26 protein-coding genes and 1 pseudogene are annotated in these 22,935 nt (G+C 72.2%); 6 read left to right on the forward strand and 21 right to left on the reverse strand.

Going from position 1 to position 22,935, the window contains the following annotated elements; translation table 11 throughout:
• The first annotated feature begins 27 nt into the window (after positions 1-27).
• From IF47_RS0106860 to IF47_RS0106870, 3 genes are all read left to right on the forward strand, one after another.
• The gene (locus IF47_RS0106860; RefSeq protein WP_078591639.1) at positions 28-822 is read left to right on the forward strand and encodes a metal ABC transporter ATP-binding protein; all 795 of its coding nucleotides are present in this window, start codon (positions 28-30) and stop codon (positions 820-822) included.
• Positions 819-1,730, forward strand: coding sequence for a metal ABC transporter permease (locus tag IF47_RS0106865; RefSeq protein WP_078591614.1), 912 nt, complete (start codon positions 819-821; stop codon positions 1,728-1,730). The genes IF47_RS0106860 and IF47_RS0106865 overlap by 4 nt, the downstream gene beginning before the upstream one ends.
• Positions 1,731-1,863: 133 nt before the next feature.
• Entirely contained in the window at positions 1,864-2,289 is a 426-nt protein-coding gene (locus tag IF47_RS0106870) for a Fur family transcriptional regulator (protein WP_037732162.1), read from the forward strand.
• A gap of 139 nt (positions 2,290-2,428) precedes the next feature.
• Here IF47_RS0106870 and IF47_RS0106875 read toward each other — a convergent pair whose 3' ends face one another.
• The 3 genes from IF47_RS0106875 to IF47_RS0106885 form a co-directional block, all read right to left on the reverse strand.
• Positions 2,429-3,307, reverse strand: a complete 879-nt coding sequence (locus IF47_RS0106875) for an isoprenyl transferase (protein WP_078591615.1) — start codon at positions 3,305-3,307, stop codon at positions 2,429-2,431.
• An 88-nt stretch (positions 3,308-3,395) separates the two neighbouring features.
• Positions 3,396-4,145 (reverse strand): DNA repair protein RecO, encoded by a 750-nt coding sequence (recO, locus tag IF47_RS0106880; protein WP_031507411.1) that lies wholly within the window; start codon positions 4,143-4,145, stop codon positions 3,396-3,398.
• Positions 4,146-4,217: 72 nt separating this feature from the next.
• Entirely contained in the window at positions 4,218-4,880 is a 663-nt protein-coding gene (locus IF47_RS0106885; protein WP_031507412.1) for a TerB family tellurite resistance protein, read from the reverse strand.
• A gap of 295 nt (positions 4,881-5,175) precedes the next feature.
• Between IF47_RS0106885 and IF47_RS0106890 the strand changes: the two genes are divergently transcribed.
• Positions 5,176-6,060, forward strand: a complete 885-nt coding sequence (locus IF47_RS0106890) for an alpha/beta fold hydrolase (protein ID WP_211257173.1) — start codon at positions 5,176-5,178, stop codon at positions 6,058-6,060.
• A 24-nt stretch (positions 6,061-6,084) separates the two neighbouring features.
• Here IF47_RS0106890 and IF47_RS0106895 read toward each other — a convergent pair whose 3' ends face one another.
• The 5 genes and pseudogenes from IF47_RS0106895 to IF47_RS0106915 form a co-directional block, all read right to left on the reverse strand.
• A complete protein-coding gene (locus IF47_RS0106895; protein ID WP_031507414.1) occupies positions 6,085-6,288 on the reverse strand; it encodes a DUF397 domain-containing protein in 204 nt (67 codons plus the stop codon).
• Positions 6,289-6,507: 219 nt separating this feature from the next.
• Positions 6,508-6,708 (reverse strand): DUF397 domain-containing protein, encoded by a 201-nt coding sequence (locus IF47_RS0106900; protein WP_031507415.1) that lies wholly within the window; start codon positions 6,706-6,708, stop codon positions 6,508-6,510.
• Between the two features lie 99 nt (positions 6,709-6,807).
• Positions 6,808-6,867: pseudogene (locus tag IF47_RS32105) on the reverse strand (hypothetical protein); the annotation flags it as partial.
• Positions 6,868-7,002: 135 nt separating this feature from the next.
• Positions 7,003-7,221: a DUF397 domain-containing protein gene (locus IF47_RS0106910; RefSeq protein WP_051717164.1), complete on the reverse strand. Its 219-nt coding sequence runs from the start codon at positions 7,219-7,221 to the stop codon at positions 7,003-7,005.
• Positions 7,218-8,033, reverse strand: a complete 816-nt coding sequence (locus tag IF47_RS0106915; protein WP_031507417.1) for a helix-turn-helix domain-containing protein — start codon at positions 8,031-8,033, stop codon at positions 7,218-7,220. The genes IF47_RS0106910 and IF47_RS0106915 overlap by 4 nt, the downstream gene beginning before the upstream one ends.
• Positions 8,034-8,275: 242 nt before the next feature.
• Between IF47_RS0106915 and IF47_RS0106920 the strand changes: the two genes are divergently transcribed.
• Both IF47_RS0106920 and IF47_RS0106925 read left to right on the forward strand, forming a co-directional pair.
• The gene (locus tag IF47_RS0106920; protein WP_031507418.1) at positions 8,276-8,686 is read left to right on the forward strand and encodes an ATP-binding protein; all 411 of its coding nucleotides are present in this window, start codon (positions 8,276-8,278) and stop codon (positions 8,684-8,686) included.
• Between the two features lie 181 nt (positions 8,687-8,867).
• Complete coding sequence (locus IF47_RS0106925; RefSeq protein ID WP_031507419.1) at positions 8,868-9,305, forward strand: hypothetical protein; 438 nt, start codon at positions 8,868-8,870, stop codon at positions 9,303-9,305.
• A 115-nt stretch (positions 9,306-9,420) separates the two neighbouring features.
• Here the strand turns inward: IF47_RS0106925 and leuA are convergent, their stop codons facing one another.
• The 13 genes from leuA to hrcA all read right to left on the reverse strand — a co-directional run bounded on the left by leuA (position 9,421) and on the right by hrcA (position 22,750).
• On the reverse strand, positions 9,421-11,187 hold the full coding sequence (gene leuA, locus IF47_RS0106930) for a 2-isopropylmalate synthase (RefSeq protein WP_031507420.1): 1,767 nt from the start codon (positions 11,185-11,187) through the stop codon (positions 9,421-9,423).
• Positions 11,188-11,447: 260 nt separating this feature from the next.
• Positions 11,448-12,419, reverse strand: coding sequence for a GTPase Era (era, locus tag IF47_RS0106935; protein ID WP_031507421.1), 972 nt, complete (start codon positions 12,417-12,419; stop codon positions 11,448-11,450).
• Between the two features lie 122 nt (positions 12,420-12,541).
• Positions 12,542-12,895 carry a cytidine/deoxycytidylate deaminase family protein gene (locus tag IF47_RS0106940; protein ID WP_031507422.1) on the reverse strand — a complete coding sequence of 118 codons (354 nt, stop codon included), beginning with the start codon at positions 12,893-12,895 and terminating at the stop codon, positions 12,542-12,544.
• Between the two features lie 59 nt (positions 12,896-12,954).
• Positions 12,955-14,301 carry a hemolysin family protein gene (locus IF47_RS0106945; RefSeq protein WP_031507423.1) on the reverse strand — a complete coding sequence of 449 codons (1,347 nt, stop codon included), beginning with the start codon at positions 14,299-14,301 and terminating at the stop codon, positions 12,955-12,957.
• Positions 14,298-14,795 carry an rRNA maturation RNase YbeY gene (gene ybeY / locus IF47_RS0106950; protein ID WP_031507424.1) on the reverse strand — a complete coding sequence of 166 codons (498 nt, stop codon included), beginning with the start codon at positions 14,793-14,795 and terminating at the stop codon, positions 14,298-14,300. Before ybeY ends, IF47_RS0106945 begins: the two co-directional genes overlap by 4 nt.
• Positions 14,796-14,830: 35 nt before the next feature.
• Positions 14,831-15,868: a PhoH family protein gene (locus tag IF47_RS0106955; protein WP_031507425.1), complete on the reverse strand. Its 1,038-nt coding sequence runs from the start codon at positions 15,866-15,868 to the stop codon at positions 14,831-14,833.
• A gap of 201 nt (positions 15,869-16,069) precedes the next feature.
• Positions 16,070-17,140: a carbohydrate kinase family protein gene (locus IF47_RS0106960; RefSeq protein WP_031507426.1), complete on the reverse strand. Its 1,071-nt coding sequence runs from the start codon at positions 17,138-17,140 to the stop codon at positions 16,070-16,072.
• A 130-nt stretch (positions 17,141-17,270) separates the two neighbouring features.
• A complete protein-coding gene (locus IF47_RS0106965; protein ID WP_031507427.1) occupies positions 17,271-18,179 on the reverse strand; it encodes a ribonuclease Z in 909 nt (302 codons plus the stop codon).
• Between the two features lie 10 nt (positions 18,180-18,189).
• Positions 18,190-18,567 carry a histidine triad nucleotide-binding protein gene (locus IF47_RS0106970; protein WP_031507428.1) on the reverse strand — a complete coding sequence of 126 codons (378 nt, stop codon included), beginning with the start codon at positions 18,565-18,567 and terminating at the stop codon, positions 18,190-18,192.
• 91 nt (positions 18,568-18,658) lie between these two features.
• Entirely contained in the window at positions 18,659-19,402 is a 744-nt protein-coding gene (locus IF47_RS0106975; RefSeq protein WP_031507429.1) for a 16S rRNA (uracil(1498)-N(3))-methyltransferase, read from the reverse strand.
• Positions 19,399-20,496, reverse strand: coding sequence for a nitronate monooxygenase (locus tag IF47_RS0106980; protein WP_106982511.1), 1,098 nt, complete (start codon positions 20,494-20,496; stop codon positions 19,399-19,401). The genes IF47_RS0106975 and IF47_RS0106980 overlap by 4 nt, the downstream gene beginning before the upstream one ends.
• A gap of 97 nt (positions 20,497-20,593) precedes the next feature.
• A complete protein-coding gene (gene dnaJ / locus IF47_RS0106985) occupies positions 20,594-21,733 on the reverse strand; it encodes a molecular chaperone DnaJ (RefSeq protein ID WP_031507431.1) in 1,140 nt (379 codons plus the stop codon).
• Positions 21,734-22,750 carry a heat-inducible transcriptional repressor HrcA gene (hrcA, locus tag IF47_RS0106990; RefSeq protein WP_031507432.1) on the reverse strand — a complete coding sequence of 339 codons (1,017 nt, stop codon included), beginning with the start codon at positions 22,748-22,750 and terminating at the stop codon, positions 21,734-21,736.
• Between the last annotated feature and the right edge of the window lie 185 nt (positions 22,751-22,935).

Consider the following 22,935-nt stretch of genomic DNA (forward strand, 5'->3'; position numbering starts at 1 on the left):
AACGGCCCGAACGACCCGAACGACCCGATGAGCCCGACGAGCCCGACAAGGAGGCCGCCCATGGCGGAGCAGCACACCACGGCGCCCCCGGTGCTGTCCCTGCGAGGCGTGACCGCCTCGCTCGGGGCACGGCGGGTACTGCGCGGAATCGACCTGACCGTGGGGCGCGGCGAGGTCGTCGCCCTGCTCGGCGCGAACGGCTCGGGCAAGTCGACGACCGTGCGGACCGTCGTCGGCCAGGTACAGCCGACGGGCGGCGACCTGGAACTGTTCGGCACCCCGCTGCGGCGCTTCCGCGACTGGCGGCGCCTGGGCTACGTGCCACAGCGTTCGACCGCCGCCGGCGGCGTCCCCGCGACCGTGCGGGAGGTGGTCGCCGCCGGGCGGCTGGCCCGCAGGCGGCTGAGGCCGCTGGGCCGCGACGACCGGGAGGCCGTGCACCGGGCCCTGGAACTGGTCGGGCTCGCCGACCGCGCCCGGGACTCGGTCAACGCGCTCTCCGGCGGCCAGCACCAGCGCGTGCTGATCGCCCGCGCGCTGGCCGGCGAACCCGAGCTGCTGGTCATGGACGAGCCCCTGGCCGGGGTGGACCTGGTCAGCCAGGGCGTCCTGGCCGAAGCGCTGCGCGAGCAGACCACCCGGGGCGCCTCCGTCCTGCTGGTGCTGCACGAGCTGGGCCCGCTGGCCCCGCTGATCGACCGCTCCGTCGTCCTCCACGACGGCCGGGTCGAGCGGGTGGACGGCACCGCCCACCTCCACGACCAGGCGTGCCACCCGTACCCCGACCCCTCCGCCCCCGCCCGGACCGGACTGCTGACATGATCGAACTGCTGGACTACCCCTTCATGCAGCGCGCCCTGCTGGCGGCGCTGCTGGTCGGCGTCGCCGCCCCGGCCGTCGGCATCTACCTCGTACAGCGCCGCCAGGCGATCATGGGCGAGGGCATCGGGCACGTGGCGATGACCGGTGTGGCGCTGGGCTTCCTGCTCAGCACCAACCCGGTGTGGACGGCCGTGCTGGTCTCCGCCCTCGGCGCGGTCGCGATGGAGCTGATCCGCTGGTACGGCATGGCGCGCGGCGACATCGCCCTGTCGCTGCTGTTCTACGGCGGCCTGGCCGGCGGTGTCATGATCATCAACCTCTCGCCGGGCGGTTCCAACGCCGACCTGCTGACGTACCTCTTCGGTTCCATCACCACCGTCTCGCCCGAGGACGTCACGGCGATCGTGGTGCTGTCCGCGTTCGTGCTGGCGGTCTCCCTGGGGCTGCGCCGCCAGTTGTTCGCCGTCTGCCAGGACGAGGAGTTCGCCCGGGTCACCGGTCTGCCGGTGCGGCTGCTCAACCTGCTGCTGGCCGTCACCGCCGCCGTCACCGTGACCGTGGCGATGCGGGTGGTGGGCCTGCTGCTGGTGAGCGCCCTGATGGTGCTGCCCGTCGCCGCCGCCCAGCAGGTCACGCGCAGCTTCGCGAGTACGCTGGCACTGTCGGTGTCCGCCGGCGTGCTGGTGGCCCTCTCCGGCACCGTCACGTCCTTCTACGCGGACGTGCCGCCCGGAGCGAGCATCGTGCTGCTGGCCATCGCGCTGTTCGCGCTCCTGGCGGTGGTGGGTCCCCTCCTCGTCCGGGCGAGGAGCAGGGCGGGGGCCCGGCACGGGGAACGCCACGAAGCGCGCCACAAGACGCACCACGAGGCACCGGAGGATCCCGAGGGCGCTACGGTCGTGCGGTGATGTGTGACCACGGTCGTCGGTGACGGGCGTCGGCGAGGGCGCACCGTAAGGAGTGCTCCCGCGTCACGCCCACCACACCCTGGCACAATGGCCGATCAGCTACGCGAGGTAGCGCCGAGGTGAGGAGGCAATGGTGGCGACCGCAGGTCCCCCTGTACGCGGCCGGTCGACCCGGCAGCGCGCCGCTGTGGCGGCGGCTCTCAGCGAGGTCGACGAGTTCCGCAGCGCCCAGGAGCTGCACGACATGCTCAAGCATCGAGGCGACTCGGTGGGCCTGACCACGGTCTACCGCACCCTCCAGGCGCTGGCCGACGCCGGGGAGGTGGACGTGCTGCGCAACGACGACGGCGAGGCCGTGTACCGCCGGTGCAGCACCGAGGACCACCATCACCACCTGGTCTGCCGCCACTGCGGCAGGGCCGTGGAGGTGGAGGGGCCCGCCGTGGAGAAGTGGGCGGACTCCATCGCCGAGGAGCACGGCTTCGTCGACGTGGCCCACACCCTGGAGATCTTCGGCACCTGCGGCGAGTGCGCCGCGGCCGGGCGCTCCACGTCCTGACGCCGTCCCGGTCCACGGGATGCCCACCGCGTCCCCGCACGCGAAGCGTGCGGGGACGCGGCACGTTCCGGGCCGCTTTCGGCCGCGGGGCCGGGCGACGGGGCCGGGCGATGGGGCCGGGCGACGGGGCCGGGCGAGGTCAGGCGCCGGGCTCGGCCGCCGTGTCCGGGGCGCTCTCCTCCCGCTCCTCGGCCCGTCGCGCGTCGGGGGCGGGCACCCGGTTGGGCTCCGCCCCGCCGAAGCGGCGGTCGCGGCGGGCGTACTCCAGGCAGGCGTCCCACAGGTCGCGCCGGTCGAAGTCGGGCCAGAGCACGTCCTGGAAGACCATCTCGGCGTAGGCGCTCTGCCATATCAGGTAGTTGGACGTGCGCTGCTCGCCCGAGGGCCGCACGAAGAGGTCCACGTCCGGCATGTCCGGGTAGTACAGGTACCTCGCGACGGTCTTCTCCGTCACCTTCGACGGGTCCAGCCGCCCGGCCCGCACGTCCGCCGCGATGGCCGCCGCCGCGTCGGCGATCTCGGCGCGACCGCCGTAGTTGACGCAGAAGTACAGCGTCATGGCGTCGTTGTCCTTCGTCTGCTCCTGCGCTATCTGGAGCTCCTGGACGACCGACTTCCACAGCTTGGGCATCCGGCCCACCCAGCGGATGCGGATGCCCAGGGCGTCCATCTCGTCCCGGCGGCGGCGGATGACGTCGCGGTTGAAGTTCATCAGGAAGCGGACCTCCTCCGGCGACCGCTTCCAGTTCTCGGTGGAGAAGGCGTACAGCGAGAGGTTCTCGATGCCCATCTCCAGGCACCCCTTGAGGACCTCCATGACGACGCCCTCGCCCCGCTTGTGCCCCTCGGTGCGCGGCAGCCCGCGCTGCTTGGCCCAGCGGCCGTTGCCGTCCATGACGATCGCCACGTGCTTCGGCACCAGGTTGGCGGGGATGCTCGGCGGGCGCGCACCGGAGGGGTGCGGGTCGGGGGTGAGGTAGTCGCGACGCTGCCGGGACAGCATTCCGCGCCGTGCCATGCGGTTCTCATCTCCACTCGGGCGGGCCTCGACGACCGCGCCTGGATTACGGGCTCTCGTGGGTCGGGACAAGCGGGAGCGTAGCCGGTCAGCCCTTCTCCACGTAGCGCAGGGACCGCAGACCGCGCTCCAGGTGCCAGTGGAGGTAGGCCGAGACCAGGCCGCTGCCCTCCCGCACGTGCCGGGCCTCGGCGGCGTCGGCCGTCGCCCAGTCGCCGGCCAGCAGCGCGCCCAGCAGCCGCAGCGCCTCGGGGGACGGCACGACGCTGCCCGGCACCCGGCAGTCGGCGCACACCACGCCGCCGGCGGCGACGGAGAAGAACCGGTTCGGTCCGGGCAGCCCGCACTGGGCGCAGGCGTCGAAGCTCGGCGCGTAGCCGCCGACGGCCAGGGAGCGCAGCAGGAAGGCGTCCAGCACCAGCCCCGGACTGTGCTCCCCGGCGGCGAGGGTCCGCAGCGCCCCGATCAGCAGCAGGTACTGCTGGACGTTCGGCTCGCCCTCGTGGTCGGTGAACCGCTCGGCCGTCTCCAGCATGGCCGTCCCGGCGGTGTAGCGGGCGTAGTCGGTGACGATGTTCCGCCCGTAGGGCGCGATCGTCTCGGTCTGGGTGCACAGCGGCAGCCCGCGGCCGATCAGTTCGCTGCCGCGCGCGAAGAACTGGATGTCGACGTGGGAGAAGGGCTCCAGCCGCGCGCCGAACTTGGACTTGGTGCGCCGCACCCCCCGCGCCACGGCCCGTACCCTGCCGTGTCCGCGCGTGAGCAGGGTGATGATGCGGTCCGCCTCGCCCAGCTTCTGGGTTCGCAGGACCACACCGTCGTCGCGGAACAGGCTCATTCCCCCATTCTCCCCCACCGGGCCCCGGCGGGGGCGGGGGGAGGCGCGGGGTGAGGTACAGGGGGAGGGCGGTCAGGAGGAGGCACTGCGGGCGACGTCGAGCAGCCGCTCGGTGTCGTCCCGGCACAGCTCCAGAGTCCGTCCGACGGACGCCAGCACCGCGCGCTCGGCGGGGGTGTAGGCGCCGTCGGCGAGGGCGACCCGGGCGCCCAGGAACAGCAGGCTCTCGCGGCCCGGCGGGGCGAGGTGCGGGGCGAGCGGGGCCAGGGCCTCGTGCAGCTCGATGTCCATCGTGACGCGGTCGGCGCCGACCGCCGCGAGCAGGGTGACCACCTGCTCCTCGGAGCATCCGGGGTATCCGGCGGCCCTGATCCCCTCGACGGCCGCCTCACGGGCCGCGCGGGACTCCGATCCGCCCGCCGCGAGCACCGCCAGGGCGACGGTGTGCACGGCGTCGCGGAGCATGGCGCCCAGTCGGGTGGTGGTCGGGTGGTCCAGCGCGTCGGTGCCGAAGCGCTCACGGCAGGCGGCGCACTCCAGCACCGGCCCGACCTCCCCGCGCGCCAGGACGGGCACGCCCAGCACGACCAGCCGACGGCGTCCGGTGCGCCGCCTGTAGTTGCGGTCCCCACCGCAGGACGGGCAGAAGAACTCGCCGTCGTCGAGGGTGCGCCATGTCGTACGGACGCCCGCCACACGCAGTTTCCGGCCGTCCCGGCTCCGGGAGTGCACCACTGACGTACCTCCGTCACGCTTCAGCGCCATTGCCGCGTGGGCGTGATGTTAACCACATTCGTGAGGCGACGTCAGTACCCCGACCGGTACCCGTTGCCTGCCCGTCCGGCCCTTGTGGACCGGCCCGAGGGGCGTTCCCGCCGGTCGGACGGCGTTTTCCGGGGCGGGGCGGCCATGCGCTCGATCCGGTCGACCACGGCGGTTTTCCGCCGGCCGAACCGACGACGGCTCCGTGGAGGCGCCGCCGCGGAAACACCGTCGCGGGCCCGCCGCCCGGATCGGCAGGATGGCGCGCATGGACGTGGGCGTCACCGATCCGGAGCGGGTGGGCGAGGAGCGGCTTCCCGACGGGAGGCCGCTGGGCTGGGCGGAGTGGGGGCCGCCGGACGGCGTCCCCGTGCTGTTCTCTCCGGGCGCGGGCACGAGCCGGCACCTGGGTTTCGGCGCGGACGCCGTGGCCGCGCTCGGGGTGCGGCTGATCGCCCTGGACCGGCCCGGCCTGGGCGCCTCCGCCCCGTCCCCAGGACGCACCTTCGCCGACTTCGCCGAGGACGTCCGCGCGTTCGCCGCCGCCCGAGGGCTCGGTCGGCCCGCCATGGTGGGCAACTCCCAGGGCGCGCCGTTCGCCCTCGCCTGCGCGGCGCGGGGGGCGGTGAGCGCGCTCGCCGTGGTCTCCGGGGCGGACGAGATCGCCGATCCCCGGTTCGCCGACGCACTGCCGGAGGAACTGCGGCGACTGGTCGGCACCGCCGTCGCCGACCCGGCCGCCGCGGAACGGATCTTCACCGGCTTCACGCCTCGGGCCATGGCGGACATGGTGTTGGCGGGCAGCCCGGAGTGCGACCTGGCGGTCTACCGGCACCCGGCGTTCGCCGCCGCCTGGCAGCGGGCGCTGGAGGAGGGCTTCGCCCAGGGGCCGGGCGGCTACGCCCGCGACACCGCCCTGGTCATGGGCCGCTGGGGGCGGTGGGGGCTGAACCTGGCGCGGATCGCGGTGCCGGTGGACCTGTGGTACGGCGCGGAGGACACCTCCCACTCCCCCGACCAGGGCGCCTCACTGGCGTCACGCATCCCCGGAGCCGTCCGCCGCACCGTCCCCGGCATCGGCGGCGCGGTGCTGTGGACACACGCCGAGGAGATCCTGGGCACGCTGCTGGAACGCATCGGGACCGCCCGGTAGATCCAGGTGGCCCCGACACGGGGTTCACTTCACGGCGAAGCCGACGAACGCGCTCCAAGCCACAGGGGTGAAGGCGAGCGTCCCACCCGCCCTGTCCTTCGAGTCACGTACGCGGACGGCATCGGAGCCGGCCGCGACCTCGACGCAGTTGCCGCCATCCCCACCGCTGTGGCTGCTCTTGAACCACGACAGTCCGTCGGGCGCGTTTGTGGGCTGCTCTCTGTTCATAGGTCTCCCGCGATGTCGACATCGCCTACACCAAAACAGTGCGCATCTTCGCGCGCTCCGACACGTGCCGAAGCTGCCTCTTGTGCGCGCCCCTCCCCGGTGAGGTACCGCAGCACGACTTCTTCGATCAGAAACCCAAGACGCACGCCGAGAACCTTCCGCGCCCTGCTCGAACACATCGGGGCCGCCCGGTAGACCCGAGCGACCCCAATACGGGCTTCACTCCGCGGCGAAGCCGACGAACGCACTCCAAACCGTGCGCGGGAACGCCAAGGGTTCCCGTCCCGGCTCCTTGGAATCCCGCACGTGGACGGTGCTGGGCGTGGCCGCGATCTCGACGCACTCCCCACCGTCTCCGCCGCTGTAGCTGCTCTTGAACCACACCAGCCCGCTGGTACCCGTGGCCCGCTCGGTGTTCATAGGTCTCCCGCCGCCTGCTCGATGAGATGTACTGATTCTTCCCATGGCAAGGGGGCTGTCCATGCCCATGTGGATCCCCCACGACGTCGGCGTGATCCGCACCAGGACGTTGCGCTTCTTCGCGCACTCCACCAGGTGCCGAAGCTGTCGCCTGTACACGCCCTTCCCCTGATGGGCGCCGCAGCACGGCCTCTTCGATCATGAAGCCCAAGACGCACGCCGGTGAGATCCTGGGCGCGCTGCTGGAACACGTCGGGGCCACCCAATAGTTCCGGGTGGCCCCGACACGGAGGTTCACTCCGCGACCGTCGCCTCCGCGGCGAGGCCGACGAACGCGTTCCAAGCCGCAGGGGTGAAGGCGAGTGTCCCGCCCGCCTTGTCCTTCGAGTCGCGTACGCGGACGGCGTCGGAACCGGTCGCGACCTCGACGCAGTTGCCGCCTTGGTTACCGCTGTAGCTGCTCTTGAACCACTTGGGCGCAGCGGTTGTGCCAATGCCCTGCTCAGTGCTCATAGGTCTTCTGCCGCCTGTTCGATGAGAGCTGCGGAGTCTTCCGGGCTGAGAGCCTGTGCCCGGATGATTCCATACCGCCGCGCCATCTTGTTCACCTCTTTCCGCTGTGAGACGAGGAAGCTGCCGCCCTGTCCCTCGACATAGGCCAGGCTGCGCTCCTCCTGGGTCTCCAGCAACACCATGGGGCCGTCCAGCCCGGTGTGTGTCTCCCGCATGGTCGGCATGATCTGGAGCGAGACATTGCGCATGTCGGCGCACTCCAGCAGGTGCCTTAGCTGGGCCCGCAATGTCTCCTTTCCACCAATCGGTCGGCGCAGAACCACCTCTTCGATGACGAAGCCCAGAATCGGAGCCGGTTTGCGGCTCAGAAGCCGTTGTCGATCGAGCCGTGCGGTCACACCGCTCTCGATGCTCTCGTCGTCTGGTGGTGGGCAATCGGCGGAGATCACCGCCCTCGCGTAGCCCTCGGTTTGGAGAAGACCCGGAATGACGTGGTTCTCGTACGAGTACAGGCTCACCGCCTCCGCCTCCAGCAGGGCGAAGTCCCGGAACCATGTCGGGTAGCGGGATTGGAGCAGGTACGGCAGGCCGGCCCGCAACACCCCGCCCGCGCCCAGAGTCTCGTCCACCTGGTCGACGAACTCCTGCTGCGGCATCCGCCGTCCCTGCTCGACGGAGGCGACCGTCGCCTCCGAGTACCCGATCCGATCGCCGAGTTCCGCGCGGGACAGCCCGGCCCTCCGACGGAACAGCTTCATCTGGCTGCCGAAGTACCTGAGCGTCGTCGCCCCGTAGTCGCTCTGCTCACCCATGTGACACCACCCCGTCCGCAGGCTTCGCATGGTCAACTCGGCTTCATGAGTCGCCGTTACGGCGCGCGGCGCGTACAGAACCTCGTACAAGCGCGTACACGTCCCGGTCGGGACGTGGTGGCCATCCCCAACTCACGCGGTGGTGCTGTTCCTTGCTGGACATGCTGCCTGAACTCCCCTCAAGTCGACTTCTCTTCGGCCTCCGAGCCCACACCCCTCCGTGCGGTCCGTACGAGTTCCGGATGCGGTTCAGTCCGACTCCGCGTGGTGCGCGGCTCGCGCGGCACCTGGCCGCGGTGCGGCTCGACGAGTGGGGCTTCCCCTACGACGGGGACGCCGCCGGAACGGCCTGCCTGCTGGTGGCCGAGCTGGCCGCGAACGCCGTCGTCCACGGCCGCGTGCCCGGCCGGGATTTCGCACTCCGGCTCGCGCTCTCCGCCCCTCTGCCGCTGCCCACGACCCTGCGCATCGAGGTCACGGACGCCCGGGGCGAGAGGCGTCCGCCCTCATCGCTCCTCTCCCCCGCCCCCACCGACGAGTCCGGACGCGGGCTTCTCCTCGTCGACGCCCTCGCGGACCGCTGGGGCGTCGACGAGCGGGGGCCGGGTCCGGCGCCCGGCAAGACCGTCTGGGCGGAGGTGGACGTCCGGTGAGGACGACCCCGCCCACGTCGAGCGGCGCTTCGGGCCCTCGACCGCCCGGTTCGCGGTCACGCGGCTTCGCCCACCGAACGACACCTGTGATCGTTCACGGCTGCGGGAGGCGTCGGCGACGGCCCGCTCGGGTGAGCTTCCCTGGCTTCCCGACCGATCGGGGCACCGGCATGCTGTGTCTATGACAAAAGGGCGGGGACTCGCGATCGTCGGTTACAGCGCGCTCACCCTGCTGTGCGCCGCGGCGACGGCGTTCGCGGTGTTCGACGGTCTCGCCCGGCTGGACCTGCTGGGAAACGCCGTACAGGTCTGGATCGCGGAGTGTCACGTCGAAACCGGGGGACGCGGTGGAAGTTACTCCGTATGCAGCGGTCCCCGGTTGGACATTGCGGCGACGCACATCGTGGAGGTCCGGTACGAGGGCCACAGGGGAGAGGTCATTCGGGTCGCGCGGACGCCGTGGGGCAGCCATGAGGCCGTGGACACGGGCTTCGTTTCCTGGGGCATCGCGGTGCTGCTTCCGGTCCTGCCGCTCATGGCGACGGCCGCGGCGGGTGCTTTCACCGTCAGAGAGGTCCGTCGGGCACGGCGGGACGCCATGTCCGACGGTGCTCCGTGAGCGATTGGTTTCGGCGGCGGGCCGCGACCTCCGTGCGGTCTTCCGCCGGAAGGCGGGCGGCCCCGCCGAACCGAACGGTTCGGCGGGGCCGCTTTCCGGGTGGGCGCCGCGTCCGTCAGCGGTAGGCGCGGTTGACGGCGGAGACGATGGCCTTCAGCGAGGCGCGGGTGGTGTTGGGGTCGATGCCGATGCCCCACAGCACCTTGCCGTCGATGGCGCACTCGATGTACGAGGCGGCCTGCGCGGAGGCGCCCTCGCTCATCGTGTGCTCCTGGTAGTCCAGCAGTCGGGCGTCGACGCCGATCTTCTCCAGCGCGTCGAAGAAGGCGGAGATCGGTCCGTTGCCGGTGCCGGTCAGCACGGTCTCGGCGCCGTCCACGGTGGCCTCGACGGTGAGGGTGTCCACGCCGTCGGTCTCGGTCGTGGTCTGCCCGTTCCTGACCTGGATGCGGCCCCAGGGGTTCTCCGGGTTGGGCAGGTACTCGTCCCGGAAGATGTCCCAGATCTGGCCCGGGGTGACCTCGCCGCCCTCGGCGTCGGTCTTCGCCTGGATGATCTTGGAGAACTCGATCTGCATCCGGCGCGGCAGGTCCAGCTTGTGCTCGTTCTTCAGCACGTAGGCGACGCCGCCCTTGCCGGACTGGGAGTTGACGCGGATGACGGCCTCGTAGGAGCGGCCGACGTCCTTGGGGTCGATGGGCAGGTAGGGCACCGCCCACTCGATCTCGTCCACCGTCCTGCCCTGCTCGGCGGCGGTGGCCTCCAGCGCCTCGAAGCCCTTCTTGATGGCGTCCTGGTGGGAGCCGGAGAAGGCCGTGTAGACGAGGTCGCCCGCGTACGGGTGGCGCGGGTGGACCTCCATCTGGTTGCAGTACTCGGCCGTGCGACGGATCTCGTCGATCTGGCTGAAGTCGATCTGCGGGTCGACGCCCTGGCTGAACAGGTTCATCCCCAGGGTGACCAGGTCCACGTTGCCGGTGCGCTCGCCCTGCCCGAACAGGCAGCCCTCGACGCGGTCCGCGCCGGCCATGACCGCCAGCTCGGCGGCGGCCACGGCGGTGCCGCGGTCGTTGTGGGGGTGGGTGGACAGGCAGACGAACTCGCGGCGGGACAGGTTCCGCGACATCCACTCGAAGCGGTCGGCGTGGGTGGAGGGCGTGGAGCGCTCGACGGTGGCCGGCAGGTTGAGGATGATCTCGCGGCCGTCCTCGGGCTGCCAGACGTCCATGACGGACTCGCAGACCTCCAGGGCGAAGTCCAGCTCGGTGTCGGTGAAGATCTCCGGGCTGTACTGGTAGCCGAAGACGGTGTCGTCGCCCAGGATCTTCTCCGCGTACTCCATCACCAGGCGGGTGCCGTCCACGGCGATCTGCTTCACGTCCTCCCGGCTGCCCCGGAAGACCACGCGGCGGAAGACGGGCGCGGTGGCGTTGTACAGGTGGACGGTGGCGCGGGGGGCGCCCTCCAGGGACTGCACCGTCCGCTCGATCAGTTCCTCGCGGGCCTGGGTCAGGACGGAGATCGTCACGTCCTCGGGGATGGCGCCCTCTTCGATGATGGAGCGCACGAAGTCGTAGTCGGTCTGGCCCGAGGAGGGGAAGCCGACCTCGATCTCCTTGTAGCCCATGCGGACCAGCAGGTCGAACATCGCGCGCTTGCGGGCGGGCGACATCGGGTCGATCAGGGCCTGGTTGCCGTCGCGCAGGTCGGTGGACAGCCAGCGGGGGGCTTTGGTGATGCGCTTGTCGGGCCAGGTGCGGTCGGGCAGTTCCACGGCCTCGTAGCCGCGGTACTTGTGGATCGGCATTCCCGACGGCTTCTGGGTGACGGTCGCCGCGGTGATGGGCGTGGGACGGCCGATGCGGGAAGGGGAATCGCTCATGGTGGGCTTCGTCTCCTGATCGCGGAGTGAGGGGGCTTCGGGGGTGGCCGACGACGGCAACACCGAACTCCGCGGTGAGGGGGTCGGCCGTATGTCTACAGGCCCTCGCCGCGGCAGCTAAGGAGAAGCAGCCCAAAACGCATGACCTCTCAAACATAACCGACGGGCGCTCGCATACGGCGGCGCGTATCAGTATGCGAGAAGTCACAGAGAGGACCGGTCGGCGCGCGCCCGCCGCGCACCGGCCGGGAGACCTCGGGTCAGAAGCCCAGTCTGCGCAGTTGCTTGGGGTCGCGCTGCCAGTCCTTGGCGACCTTGACGTGGATGTCGAGGAAGACGGGCGTGCCCAGGAGAGCCTCGATGTGCTTGCGGGACTTGGTGCCGACCTCCTTCAGCCGGCTGCCGCCCGGACCGATGACGATGCCCTTCTGGCTGGGCCGCTCGATGAAGAGGTTGGCGTGGATGTCCAGCAGCGGACGGTCCGCCGGGCGGCCCTCGCGCGGCAGCATCTCCTCGACCACGACGGCGATGGAGTGCGGCAGTTCGTCGCGCACGCCCTCCAGCGCGGCCTCGCGGATCAGCTCGGCGACCATGACCTGCTCGGGCTCGTCGGTGAGGTCGCCGTCCGGGTACAGCGCGGGGCCCTCGGGGAGGAGGGGGACGAGCAGGTCGGCCAGCAGCCCCACCTGTGTGCCCGCGGTGGCCGAGACGGGCACGATCTCGGCCCACTCGATGCCCAACTCCTTGCCGAGCCGGTCCACGGCGACGAGTTGCTCGGCCAGGGCCTGGGAGTCCACCAGGTCGGTCTTGGTGACGATCGCCACCTTGGGGGTGCGCCTGAGCGTCGCCAGCTCCTTGGCGATGAACCGGTCGCCGGGGCCGATCTTCTGGTCGGCGGGCAGGCAGAAGCCGATCACGTCGACCTCGGCCCAGGTGGTGCGCACGACGTCGTTGAGCCGCTCGCCCAGCAGGGTGCGCGGCTTGTGGAGGCCGGGGGTGTCCACGAGCACCAGTTGGGCGTCGGGACGGTGGACGATGCCCCGGACGGTGTGGCGGGTGGTCTGGGGACGGTTGGAGGTGATCGCGACCTTCGTCCCCACCAGGGCGTTGGTGAGGGTGGACTTGCCCGCGTTGGGGCGGCCGACGAAACAGGCGAAACCCGCGCGGTGCGGCGCGGACTCCGCCGGCGGGGTGGGCCGGGAGGAGGGGGAACGGTCGCTCATGAGGGCCATTCTCCCCGATCGGCGGAGCGACTCGGACCAGATCGCCCCGGGCGTTCCCGGCCGGAGGCCGCCGAGGGGTCGGGCGTACGGCGTTCACCCCGGGGGCGGGGTGAACGCCGTACGGCGGCGGCTCAGCCCGCGGTGACCGAGGAGCGCAGCGCGCCGTCGGGCCCGGCGAGCAGCACCGGGGTGGCCGGTCCGCCCAGGTCGTGGACGGCGGCGAGGTCCGCGGAGGGCACGGCGGGCGCCTCGGAGACCACGGCGGCGGCCTCCAGGGACTTGGCCCCGGACGCCACCGCCATGGCGACCGCCGTCTGCAGGGCGCTGAGCTTGAGCGACCGCAGCGCCACGGTCCCGGCCACATAGGTGCGCCCGGTCTCGTCCCGTACGGCCGCCCCCTCGGGCACGCCGTTGCGGGCCCGCGCGCTGCGGGCGAGGGTGATGATCTTGCGGTCTTCGGGGTCCAGCTCGGCGGCTTCGCTCATGGGGCCGAGCATATGTGCTCCCCGCGCGGCGGGGGGCGGGAGTCCGGACGCCGGCACGGTCAGCCGCCGCCCCCCGCGGCAGGTTCGTCCTCCCGCTCGGGGACGGCGGCGCGGACCGGCTCGACCAGGACCGTGACGATGCGGTTGCGGCGTCCCGCCGGGGACTCCGCGGTCAGCCGCAGGCTCTCCAGCGTCGGATCGGCGTCGCGGTCGGCGCGGGCCTCGGAGACGTCCACGACGGCCGTGGCGCCCGCGATCGGGACCCGGCCCAGCAGCTTGGCCAGCAGACCGCCGACCGTCTCCACGTCCTCGTCCTCCAGGTCCAGGCCGTACAGCTCGCCCAGGTCGCCGAGGTCGAGGCGGGCGGTGACGCGGTGGCGGCCCCCGCCGAGGTCCTCCACCGGGGGCAGCTCCCGGTCGTACTCGTCGGTGATCTCGCCGACGATCTCCTCCAGGATGTCCTCGATGGTGACGATCCCGGCCGTGCCGCCGTACTCGTCGATGACGACCGCGACGTGGTTGTGGTCCCGCTGCATCTCGCGCAGCAGGTCGCCGGCGTTCTTGGTGTCCGGGACGAAGACGGCGGGCCGCATCGCCGTGGAGACCGGCTCGGTCTCGGCCTCGCGGTTGATGTGGACCCTCCGCGCGAGGTCCTTGAGGTAGACGATGCCGACCACGTCGTCCTCGCTCTCCCCCATCACCGGGATGCGGGAGAAACCCGAGCGCAGGGCCAGGGTGAGGGCCTGGCGGACGGTCTTGAAGCGCTCGATGGAGACCACTTCGGTGCGCGGCACCATCACCTCGCGCACCAGGGTGTCGCCCAGCTCGAAGACGGAGTGCACCATCCGGCGCTCCTCGTCCTCGATCAGCGACTCGCGGCCGGCCAGGTCCACCATCGCCCGCAGTTCGGCCTCGGTGGCGAACGGGCCCCTGCGGAAGCCCTTGCCCGGGGTGAGGGCGTTGCCCAGGAGGATCAGCAACTGCGGCAGCGGGCCCAGCACTCGGGCGAGCGGCAGCAGGACGTACGCGGCGGCCGTGGCGGTGTTCAGCGGGTGCTGACGGCCGATGGTGCGCGGCGAGACGCCGACCGCGACGTAGGAGACGAGCACCATCACGGCGATGGCGGCGGCCAGGGCCTGCCAGGTCTCGCCGAAGGCGTGGAGGAAGCCGTAGGTGACCAGCACCCCGGCCCCCATCTCGGCGGCGACGCGCAGCAGCAGCGCCAGATTGAGGTAGCGGGTGGGTTCGGCGGCGACGGCGGCCAGTCTGGCGCTGCCGCGCCGTCCGGACCGCACGGCCTCCTCGGCTCGGTAGCTGGTGGTGCTGGCCAGGCCCGCCTCGGCACAGGCCGCGAGCCAGGCGACGCCGACCAGGACGACCGCCGCGACGATCAGTTGGGCGCTCACGTCGTGGTGGGGGCCGGCGAGGGCCCGGTCAGGCCGTGTTCGGCGCGCCAGCCGTCGACGATCGCCGCCTGGAGGCCGAACATCTCGGCCCGCTCGGCGGGGGTCTCGTGGTCGTACCCGAGCAGGTGCAGCACACCGTGGACGGTGAGGAGTTGGAGCTCCTCGTCCATGGAGTGCCTCGTGGGGGCCTCCGCGCCCTGCTTCTCGGCGACGTCCGGGCAGAGGACGATGTCGCCGAGCAGACCCTGCGGCGGCTCGTCGTCGTCCTTCGTGGGCGGACGCAGCTCGTCCATGGGGAAGGACATCACGTCGGTGGGGCCGGGAAGGTCCATCCACTGCCGGTGGAGCTGCTCCATGGCGGCGGTGTCGACGGCGATCACCGACAGCTCCGAGAGGGGATGGATGCGCATCCGGGCGAGGGCGTAGCGGGCGATGTCGAGGATCGCGCGCTCGTCGATCTCCCGCCCGGACTCGTTGTTGACGTCGATCGACATGGGGGGCTGGACGCTCTCCGTTACTTTCCGCGCCGTTACTTTTTTCCGCGGTCGCTGCCGTTGGTCGTGCCGTTGAGGTCGTCGTAGCGGTCGTAGGCGTCGACGATACGGCCGACCAGCCTGTGGCGGACGACGTCGGTGCTGGTGAGCCGCGCGAAGTGGACGTCCTCCACGCCTTCGAGGATCTCCTGGACCTGGCGCAGACCGCTCTTCGTGCCACCCGGCAGGTCCACCTGCGTGATGTCACCGGTGACCACGATCTTGGAATCGAAACCGAGCCGGGTGAGGAACATCTTCATCTGCTCGGGATTCGTGTTCTGCGCCTCGTCGAGGATGATGAACGCGTCGTTGAGCGTCCTGCCGCGCATGTACGCCAGCGGCGCGACCTCGATCGTCCCGGCGGCCATCAGGCGCGGGATGGAGTCGGGGTCGAGCATGTCGTGCAGCGCGTCGTACAGCGGACGCAGGTACGGGTCGATCTTCTCGTAGAGGGTGCCCGGCAGGAAGCCCAGCCGCTCTCCCGCCTCGACCGCGGGACGGGTCAGGATGATGCGGGTGACCTGCTTGGACTGCAGGGCCTGCACGGCCTTGGCCATCGCCAGGTACGTCTTGCCCGTGCCGGCGGGGCCGATGCCGAACACGACGGTGTGCTTGTCGATCGCGTCCACGTAGCGCTTCTGGTTGAGCGTCTTGGGACGGATCGTGCGACCGCGGTTGGACAGGATGTTCTGGGTGAGGACCTCGGCCGGCGTCTCCGCCTGGGCCCCCTCCCCCGCGTCGCGGAGCATGGCGATCGAGCGCTCCACCGCGTCCTCGGTCAACGGTTGGCCGGTGCGCAGCACCAGCATCATCTCGTCGAAGAGCCGCTGGATGAGAGCGACCTCCGCCGCGTCGCCCGTGGCGCTGATCTCGTTCCCGCGAACGTGGATGTCGGTCGACGGGAAGGCGCCCTCGATCACGCGGAGGAGGGAATCGCCGGAGCCGAGCACCGTCACCATGGGGTGCTTGGCCGGAACCGTGAAGTGGGCACTCGTGTGGTTCGACCGTGCCTGGTCTGTCTGTGTCTGAGTCATGGGCCGGCACTGTGGCCTGCGCGTCCCTCTCTGTCGCTGCCGTCCGCTTCGGGTCCCAGGGTACGCCGTGCGGCCGACAGGCCCGTAGGGGGAATTGCCTCACCCCGCCGCCCGCGGGCCGGCCCACCGTCTCCTCACGGCCCCCTTCCTGCTCCCTTCCGGCCCCCTTCCGGCCCCCTTCCGGCCCCGAGGGGCGTCCCCTCACACCCTGCGGAACCCGATGGTCGGCACGGCCCGGCGCAGCGGCCAGGGCCGGGCGACGCCGGGCAGCAGGTCGTCCAGGAAGGAGTAGCGGCGCAGGGCCCGGCGGTCCTGGTCGTCGAAGGAGCGGACGTGCTGCCACCACGCGGCCACCTCGGCCCAGCCGGGGGCCGACAGCGAGCCGCCGAACTCCTGCACCGACAGGGCGGCGGTCAGGCCCGCGAACGCGAGCCGGTCGGCGAGCGGCCAACCGGCCAGGGTGCCGGTGACGAAACCGGCCGTGAACACGTCCCCGGCGCCGGTGGGATCGAGCGCCTCCACGGCGATGGCGGGCACCTCGGCCGTCTCCCCGGTGCCGCCGTCCACCGCGTAGGCGCCCTCCGAGCCGAGGGTGACCACGGCCAGCGGCACCGTGTCGGCGAGCTTGTGGGCGGCGGCGCGGGGGCAGTCGGTGCGGGTGTAGCGCATCGCCTCCTCGGCGTTGGGCAGGAACGCCTCGCAGTGCCGCAGGTCGGTGAGGTCGTTCGGGTCCCAGCGTCCGCTCTCGTCCCACCCCACGTCGGCGAAGATCCGGCTGCCGCGGCGGGCCGCCGTCTCGACCCACTCCTGCCGGACGCCCGGTCGCAGGGAGACGACGCAGGCGCGGGAGAGGGGCGGCACGTCGGGCGCGGGTTCCTCCGGCGGCGGGGCCTCGTGCCCGTGGGAGACCATCGTCCGCTCGCCCTCGTAGGCCATCGAGACGGTGACCGGGGAGTGCCAGCCGGGCACGGTGTGCGACAGCGACAGGTCGATGCCCTCGCCCTGTTCCAGGGCCTCCCGACAGTAGTCGCCGTACATGTCGTCCCCGAAGGCGGCGGCGAGCCAGGTGCGCAGGCCGAGCCGGGCCAGGGCGGTGGCCATGTTGGCGACGCCGCCGGGGCTCGATCCCATGCCCTTCGCCCAGGACTCGGTGCCGCGCACCGGCGCGGAGTCCAGGCCCGTGAAGACGATGTCCAGGAAGACGGTTCCGGTCAGGTAGACGTCGCAGGGCGGGTCGTCGGGAGCGCGGCGAGCGGCGAGCGGGTCGAGCATGCGGCCCAGTGTGCCCGACGACGGGCGCGCCGCGGAGGGAGCGTGGGGTTCGTCCACCGGCGCGGTGCGGCGGGACCGGTCGCGCGTTCGCCGCGCGCCCCGGTCCGCCGGCGCGTGGGACGGGAGGCGGTCACCGTCGCCGGGGCACCGGCACCCGCGTCAGGTCCTCGGCCACGGTCAGCTCCCCGGCGAACCCCGCCGCCCGCGCCTGCCGGGCGAACTCGGCCGGGTCGTCGTAGCGCTGCGAGAAGTGCGTGAGGACCAGGTGCCGCACCCCCGCCTCCACCGCGACGGACGCGGCCTGGCCGGCGGTGAGGTGACCGTACTCCTCGGCCTGGTCCGCCTCCCCGTCCAGGAAGGTGGACTCGATGACCAGCATGTCGCAGCCCTCGGCGAGCTCGTACACGCCGTCGCACAGCCGGGTGTCCATGACGAACGCGAAGCGCTGGCCCGGCCTGGGCTCGCTCACCTGGTCGAGGGTGACGCCGCGCAGTTCGCCCTCCCGCCGGAGCCGGCCGACGTCGGGGCCGGTGATGCCGTGGGCGGCGAGCCGCTCGGGCAGCATCCGCCGTCCGTCGGGCTCGACCAGGCGGTAGCCGTAGGACTCCACCGGGTGGGACAGCCTCCGCGCGAGCAGGGTGAACGCGTCGGTGACGGCCAGCGTGCCGCCGTCCCCGGAGACCGGCTCCTCGCGCAGGTCGACCGTCTCGCGGTAGGCCGTGGCGTACCGCAGTCGGTCGAAGAAGCGCCGGCCGCTCGCCGGGTAGTGCGCCGTGACCGGGTGCGGCACCCGGTCGAGGTTGATGCGCTGGATCACACCGGCCAGGCCGAGCGAGTGGTCGCCGTGGAAGTGCGTCACGCACAGCCGGGTGAGGTCGTGCGCGGCCACGCCCGCGCGGAGCATCTGGCGCTGGGTGCCCTCGCCGGGGTCGAAGAGGAGGCCCTCGCCGTCCCAGCGCAGGACGTAGCCGTTGTGGTTGCGGTGTCGTGTGGGCACCTGGCTGGCGGTGCCCAACACGACCAGTTCGCGCACGGACAAGGACCGGCCCTTATCCGGGCGGCCAGTTCAGACCGCGTCCGCCGAGCACGTGGGCGTGGGCGTGCCAGACGGTCTGCCCGGCGCCCGCGCCGGTGTTGAAGACGATGCGGTACCCCTTGCTGGGCACGCCCTCCTCGGCGGCGATCTTCTCCTGCGCGGCGACCTCGCCCGCCTCGCGCAGCACGTCGGCGGCCAGTTCCGGGGCGCCGGCGGCCAGCGACGCGGCGTCGGGGTAGTGCGCCTTGGGGATCACCAGCACGTGGGTGGGTGCCTGGGGGTTTATGTCCCGGAAGGCGAGCGTCGTCTCCGACTCGCGGACGACGGTCGCCGGGACGTCACCCGCGACGATCTTGCAGAACAGGCAGTCGGCCTGTGATTCTCCCGCCACGGTGGCGCCTCCCGCTGTGGATGGGCTTGATCCGTCGGTACGCAGCGGATCGTACCCGCTCCGGCCCCGGACCGGGCCGTGAGGACACCGCTCAGGACCAGCGGCCGGTGCGTCCCAGCAGCAGCGCCGCCGCGGCCGTCCCCGCCGTGGAGGTGCGCAGCACGCTCGGGCCCAGGCGGTAGGGCCGCGCCCCGACCTCGGCGAAGGCGTCCAGCTCCTCCGGGGCGATCCCGCCCTCCGGGCCGACGACCAGCACCAGTTCGCCGGCCGTGGGCAGGTCGGCCGTGGCCAGCGGCTCGGCGCCCTCCTCGTGGAGGACGGCGACGAAGGCGGCCGAGGCGAGCAGCGGGAGGAGCCGGCGGGTGTCGACCGGCTCGGCGATCTCCGGGAAGCGCAGCCGGCGGGACTGCTTGCCCGCCTCGCGCGCCGTCGTGCGCCACTTGCGCAGCGCCTTGGCCCCGCGCTCGCCCCGCCACTGCGTCACGCAGCGCGCGGCCGACCACGGCACGATCGCGTCCACGCCCGTCTCGGTCATCGTCTCCACGGCCAGCTCGCCGCGGTCGCCCTTGGGCAGTGCCTGGACGACGGTGATCCGGGGATTCGGTTCCGGCTCGGCACGCACCTCGGCGACGGAGACCTCCAGCCGCTCCTTGCCCTCGACGGCCGTGACGGTGCCGAAGGCCCCGGCGCCCGCGCCGTCGGTGAGGACGATCTCCTCGCCCACCCGCAGCCGCCGCACCGCGACGGCGTGCCGGCCCTCGGGACCGTCCAGGGTCAGCGTGGTGCCGGGGGACGCTCCGGCGAGGGAGTCGGCGACGAAGACGGGGGCGGTCACGCCGCCCTCCCCGGGACGAACGCGTCGCGGGCCGCCGCCAGCTCGTCGGCCAGCAGCCCGACCAGCTCCCCGGCGGGCAGGGCGCGCGTCAGCCGGTGCCCCTGTCCCGCCCACAGCGCCATGGCCTGCGGGTCCCCGGCCGCCGCGGCGGCCCCGCGCAGGGGGGACGCGAGGTGGTGCACCAGCGGGTACGCGGCGGGGGCCTGGGGGCCGTGCTCGGCCATGAAGCGGTTGACCAGGCCACGTGCGGGGCGGCCGGAGAAGGCACGGGTCAGCTCGGTGCGGGGGAACGCCGGGTCGGTCAGCGCCCGCTTGTGCAACTCGTGGGCGCCCGACTCGGGGCAGGCCAGGAACGCCGTGCCGAGCTGCGCGGCGACCGCGCCCGCGGCCAGCACTGCGGCGATCTGCCCGCCGCGCATCAGCCCGCCCGCGGCGATCAGCGGGAGCGACACGGCCTCCCGCACCTGCTCCAGCAGGGTGAGCAGGCCGAGCCCGGCGCCGTTCGAGGCCGGGTCCGAGAGGGGGTCGTCGTGGTGTGTGCCCTGGTGGCCCCCCGCCTCGACGCCCTGGACGCACAACGCGTCCGCCCCCGCCTCCTCGGCGGCCCGGGCCTCGGCGACCGAGGTGACGGTGACCACGGTGGCGGTGCCCGCCCCGGCCAGTTCCGCCAGGACCCGGCGCGACGGGCAGCCGAAGGTGAAGGAGACCAGCGGAACGGGCTCCTCCAGCAGGATCGCCAGCTTGGCGTCGTACCCGTCGTCGCCGCCCCGCTCGGGGTCGCCCGGCTCGACGCCGTACCGGGCGAACTCGTCCGCGAGCCGCTCGCGGTAGGCCGCGACGGCGGCCCGCGAGTCGCCGTCGAGCTCCTGCGGCATGAAGAGGTTGACGCCGAAGGGGCGGTCGGTCAGCGTCCGCAGCCGTCGGATCTCCTCGCGCATCGCCTCCGGGGTCTTGTATCCGGCGGCGAGGAAGCCCAGCCCGCCCGCCTCGCAGACGGCGGCGGCCAGCTCGGGGCGGGACGCGCCCCCGGCCATGGGGGCCTGCACGACGGGGTGTTCGATCCGGGACAGGAGCGTGGTCGACACGGAGGACATGACCGCATCCTGTCACGCCTCGCCGGGACGGACGCCCCGCCCCGGTCGGCCGCGCCCATCGGGGGACAACCCCCGAACCCCCGGCCGACAGAACCCCTCAACGCCCGTTGAACGCGTCCTTCAACCGAGAGAACAGACCCTGCTGCCCCGGCTGGAACTGGCCCGTCGGCCGTTCCTCGCCCCGCAGTTTGGCCAGGCGGCGCAGCAGCTCCTCCTGCTCCTGGTCCAGCTTGGTCGGGGTCTGCACCTCGACGTGGACGACCAGGTCGCCGCGGCCCCCGCCGCGCAGGTGCGTCACACCGCGCTGGTGGAGCGGGATGGACTGGCCGGACTGGGTGCCGGGGCGGATGTCGACCTCCTCCATGCCGTCCAGCGTCTCCAGCGGGACCTTCGTGCCCAGTGCCGCCGCCGTCATGGGGATGGTGACCGTGCAGTGCAGGTCGTCCCCACGGCGTTGGAAGACCGGGTGCGGGACCTCGTGGATCTCCACGTACAGGTCGCCCGCCGGGCCGCCGCCCGGGCCGACCTCGCCCTCGCCGGCGAGCTGGATGCGGGTGCCGTTGTCGACGCCGGCCGGGATCTTCACCGTCAGGTTGCGCCGCGACCGCACACGGCCGTCGCCGGCGCACTCCGGGCAGGGGGTGGGCACGATCGTGCCGAACCCGTGGCACTGCGGGCAGGGACGCGAGGTCATGACCTGGCCCAGGAAGGACCGGGTGACCTGCGAGACCTCACCGCGGCCACGGCACATGTCGCAGGTCTGCACCGACGTGCCCGGGGCCGCGCCCTCGCCGCTGCACGTCTTGCAGACGACGGCGGTGTCGACCTGGATGTCCTTGGTGGTGCCGAAGGCGGCCTCGTCCAGCTCGATGTCGAGCCGGATCATCGCGTCCTGACCGCGCCTCGTGCGGGACCTCGGCCCGCGCTGCGAGGCGGTGCCGAAGAAGGCGTCCATGATGTCGGAGAAGTTCCCGAACCCGGCGCCGAAGCCGGCTCCGGCTCCGCCCCGCGCCCCGGCGCCGCCCATGGGGTCGCCGCCGAGGTCGTACATCTGTTTCTTCTGCGGGTCGGAGAGCACCTCGTAGGCGGTGTTGATCTCCTTGAACCGCTCCTGCGTCTTCGGATCGGGGTTCACGTCCGGGTGCAGCTCGCGCGCGAGCCGCCGGAATGCCTTCTTGATCTCGTCCTGCGAGGCATCGCGCTGCACGCCCAGGACCGCGTAGTAGTCCGTCGCCACTTACGACTCCGCGAGGATCTGTCCGACGTAACGTGCCACTGCGCGTACCGCTCCCATCGTTCCGGGGTAGTCCATGCGGGTCGGTCCGACCACACCGAGCTTGGCAACCGCCTCGTTGCCCGAACCGTAACCGACCGAGACGACCGACGTGGAGGTCAGCCCCTCGTGGGCATTCTCGTGCCCGATGCGTACCGTCATGCTCGAATCCTTGGCCTCCCCCAGCAGCTTGAGGAGCACGACCTGCTCCTCCAGCGCCTCCAGCACGGGTCGGATGGTCAGGGGGAAATCGTGGACGAAGCGGGTGAGATTGGCGGTGCCGCCGATCATCAGCCGCTCCTCGGGTTCCTCCACCAAGGTCTCCAGCAGGGTCGCCAGCACGGTCGAGATCGTGCCGCGGTCGCCCTGCTCGAAGGACTCCGGCAGATCCTGCACCAACCTGGGCACCTCGGAGAAGCGCTCGCCGACCACCCGGCTGTTGAGCCGGGCACGCAGGTCCGCCAGCGTCGTCTCGGTGAGGGGGGCAGGACAGTCCACGACGCGCTGCTCGACCCGCCCGGTGTCCGTGATCAGCACGAGCATCAGGCGTGTGGGCGCGAGCAGCAGCAGTTCGACGTGGCGCACGGTCGAGCGGGTCAACGACGGGTACTGGACGATGGCGACCTGTCGGGTGAGCTGGGCCAGCAGCCGCACGGTGCGGCTGACGACGTCGTCGAGGTCGACGGCCCCCTCCAGGAAGTTCTGGATCGCCCGCCGTTCGGGCTTGGACAGCGGCTTGACGCCCGCCAGTTTGTCCACGAACAGGCGGTACCCCTTGTCCGTCGGGATACGCCCCGCGCTGGTGTGCGGCTGGGCGATGTAGCCCTCGTCCTCCAGGGCCGCCATGTCGTTGCGCACGGTGGCCGGGGAGACCTTGAGGTTGTGCCGCTCGGTCAGGGCCTTGGAGCCCACCGGCTCCTGTGTGCCGACGTAGTCCTGGACGATGGCGCGCAAGACCTCGAGTCTGCGTTCACTGAGCATTCGGCGCACCTCCCGTCCGGCCGTGCCTTCGTTTCCTGCCCTGGCACTCTCGACAGGCGAGTGCCAGCCTTCCCTGTGCCAGTGTACGGCCGGTTACCACGGCCAGGGCAAGGGCGGCCCCGGAGCGGGTGCTCCGTCCCTGCTCGCCCGGTGGGCGTCGCCCGCCCGTTGGCGCTAGCGTCGCC

The sequence above is a fragment of the Streptomyces megasporus genome (genome assembly GCF_000718985.1).
GTDB classification, from domain to species: Bacteria; Actinomycetota; Actinomycetes; order Streptomycetales; family Streptomycetaceae; genus Streptomyces; species Streptomyces megasporus.

What these genes read in the sequence shown, in the direction of transcription:
- IF47_RS0106860 (WP_078591639.1), top strand. Translation starts at nt 28, where the DNA reads ATGAGCCCGACGAGCCCGACAAGGAGGCCGCCCATGGCGGAGCAGCAC.
- IF47_RS0106865 (WP_078591614.1), top strand. Translation starts at nt 819, where the DNA reads ATGATCGAACTGCTGGACTACCCCTTCATGCAGCGCGCCCTGCTGGCG.
- IF47_RS0106875 (WP_078591615.1), bottom strand. Translation starts at nt 3,307, where the DNA reads ATGGCACGGCGCGGAATGCTGTCCCGGCAGCGTCGCGACTACCTCACC.
- recO (WP_031507411.1), bottom strand. Translation starts at nt 4,145, where the DNA reads ATGAGCCTGTTCCGCGACGACGGTGTGGTCCTGCGAACCCAGAAGCTG.
- IF47_RS0106890 (WP_211257173.1), top strand. Translation starts at nt 5,176, where the DNA reads ATGGACGTGGGCGTCACCGATCCGGAGCGGGTGGGCGAGGAGCGGCTT.
- IF47_RS0106895 (WP_031507414.1), bottom strand. Translation starts at nt 6,288, where the DNA reads ATGAACAGAGAGCAGCCCACAAACGCGCCCGACGGACTGTCGTGGTTC.
- IF47_RS0106900 (WP_031507415.1), bottom strand. Translation starts at nt 6,708, where the DNA reads ATGAACACCGAGCGGGCCACGGGTACCAGCGGGCTGGTGTGGTTCAAG.
- IF47_RS0106910 (WP_051717164.1), bottom strand. Translation starts at nt 7,221, where the DNA reads ATGAGCACTGAGCAGGGCATTGGCACAACCGCTGCGCCCAAGTGGTTC.
- IF47_RS0106915 (WP_031507417.1), bottom strand. Translation starts at nt 8,033, where the DNA reads ATGGGTGAGCAGAGCGACTACGGGGCGACGACGCTCAGGTACTTCGGC.
- IF47_RS0106920 (WP_031507418.1), top strand. Translation starts at nt 8,276, where the DNA reads ATGCGGTTCAGTCCGACTCCGCGTGGTGCGCGGCTCGCGCGGCACCTG.
- IF47_RS0106925 (WP_031507419.1), top strand. Translation starts at nt 8,868, where the DNA reads ATGACAAAAGGGCGGGGACTCGCGATCGTCGGTTACAGCGCGCTCACC.
- leuA (WP_031507420.1), bottom strand. Translation starts at nt 11,187, where the DNA reads ATGAGCGATTCCCCTTCCCGCATCGGCCGTCCCACGCCCATCACCGCG.
- era (WP_031507421.1), bottom strand. Translation starts at nt 12,419, where the DNA reads ATGGCCCTCATGAGCGACCGTTCCCCCTCCTCCCGGCCCACCCCGCCG.
- IF47_RS0106940 (WP_031507422.1), bottom strand. Translation starts at nt 12,895, where the DNA reads ATGAGCGAAGCCGCCGAGCTGGACCCCGAAGACCGCAAGATCATCACC.
- ybeY (WP_031507424.1), bottom strand. Translation starts at nt 14,795, where the DNA reads ATGTCGATCGACGTCAACAACGAGTCCGGGCGGGAGATCGACGAGCGC.
- IF47_RS0106955 (WP_031507425.1), bottom strand. Translation starts at nt 15,868, where the DNA reads ATGACTCAGACACAGACAGACCAGGCACGGTCGAACCACACGAGTGCC.
- IF47_RS0106960 (WP_031507426.1), bottom strand. Translation starts at nt 17,140, where the DNA reads ATGCTCGACCCGCTCGCCGCTCGCCGCGCTCCCGACGACCCGCCCTGC.
- IF47_RS0106980 (WP_106982511.1), bottom strand. Translation starts at nt 20,496, where the DNA reads ATGTCCTCCGTGTCGACCACGCTCCTGTCCCGGATCGAACACCCCGTC.
- hrcA (WP_031507432.1), bottom strand. Translation starts at nt 22,750, where the DNA reads ATGCTCAGTGAACGCAGACTCGAGGTCTTGCGCGCCATCGTCCAGGAC.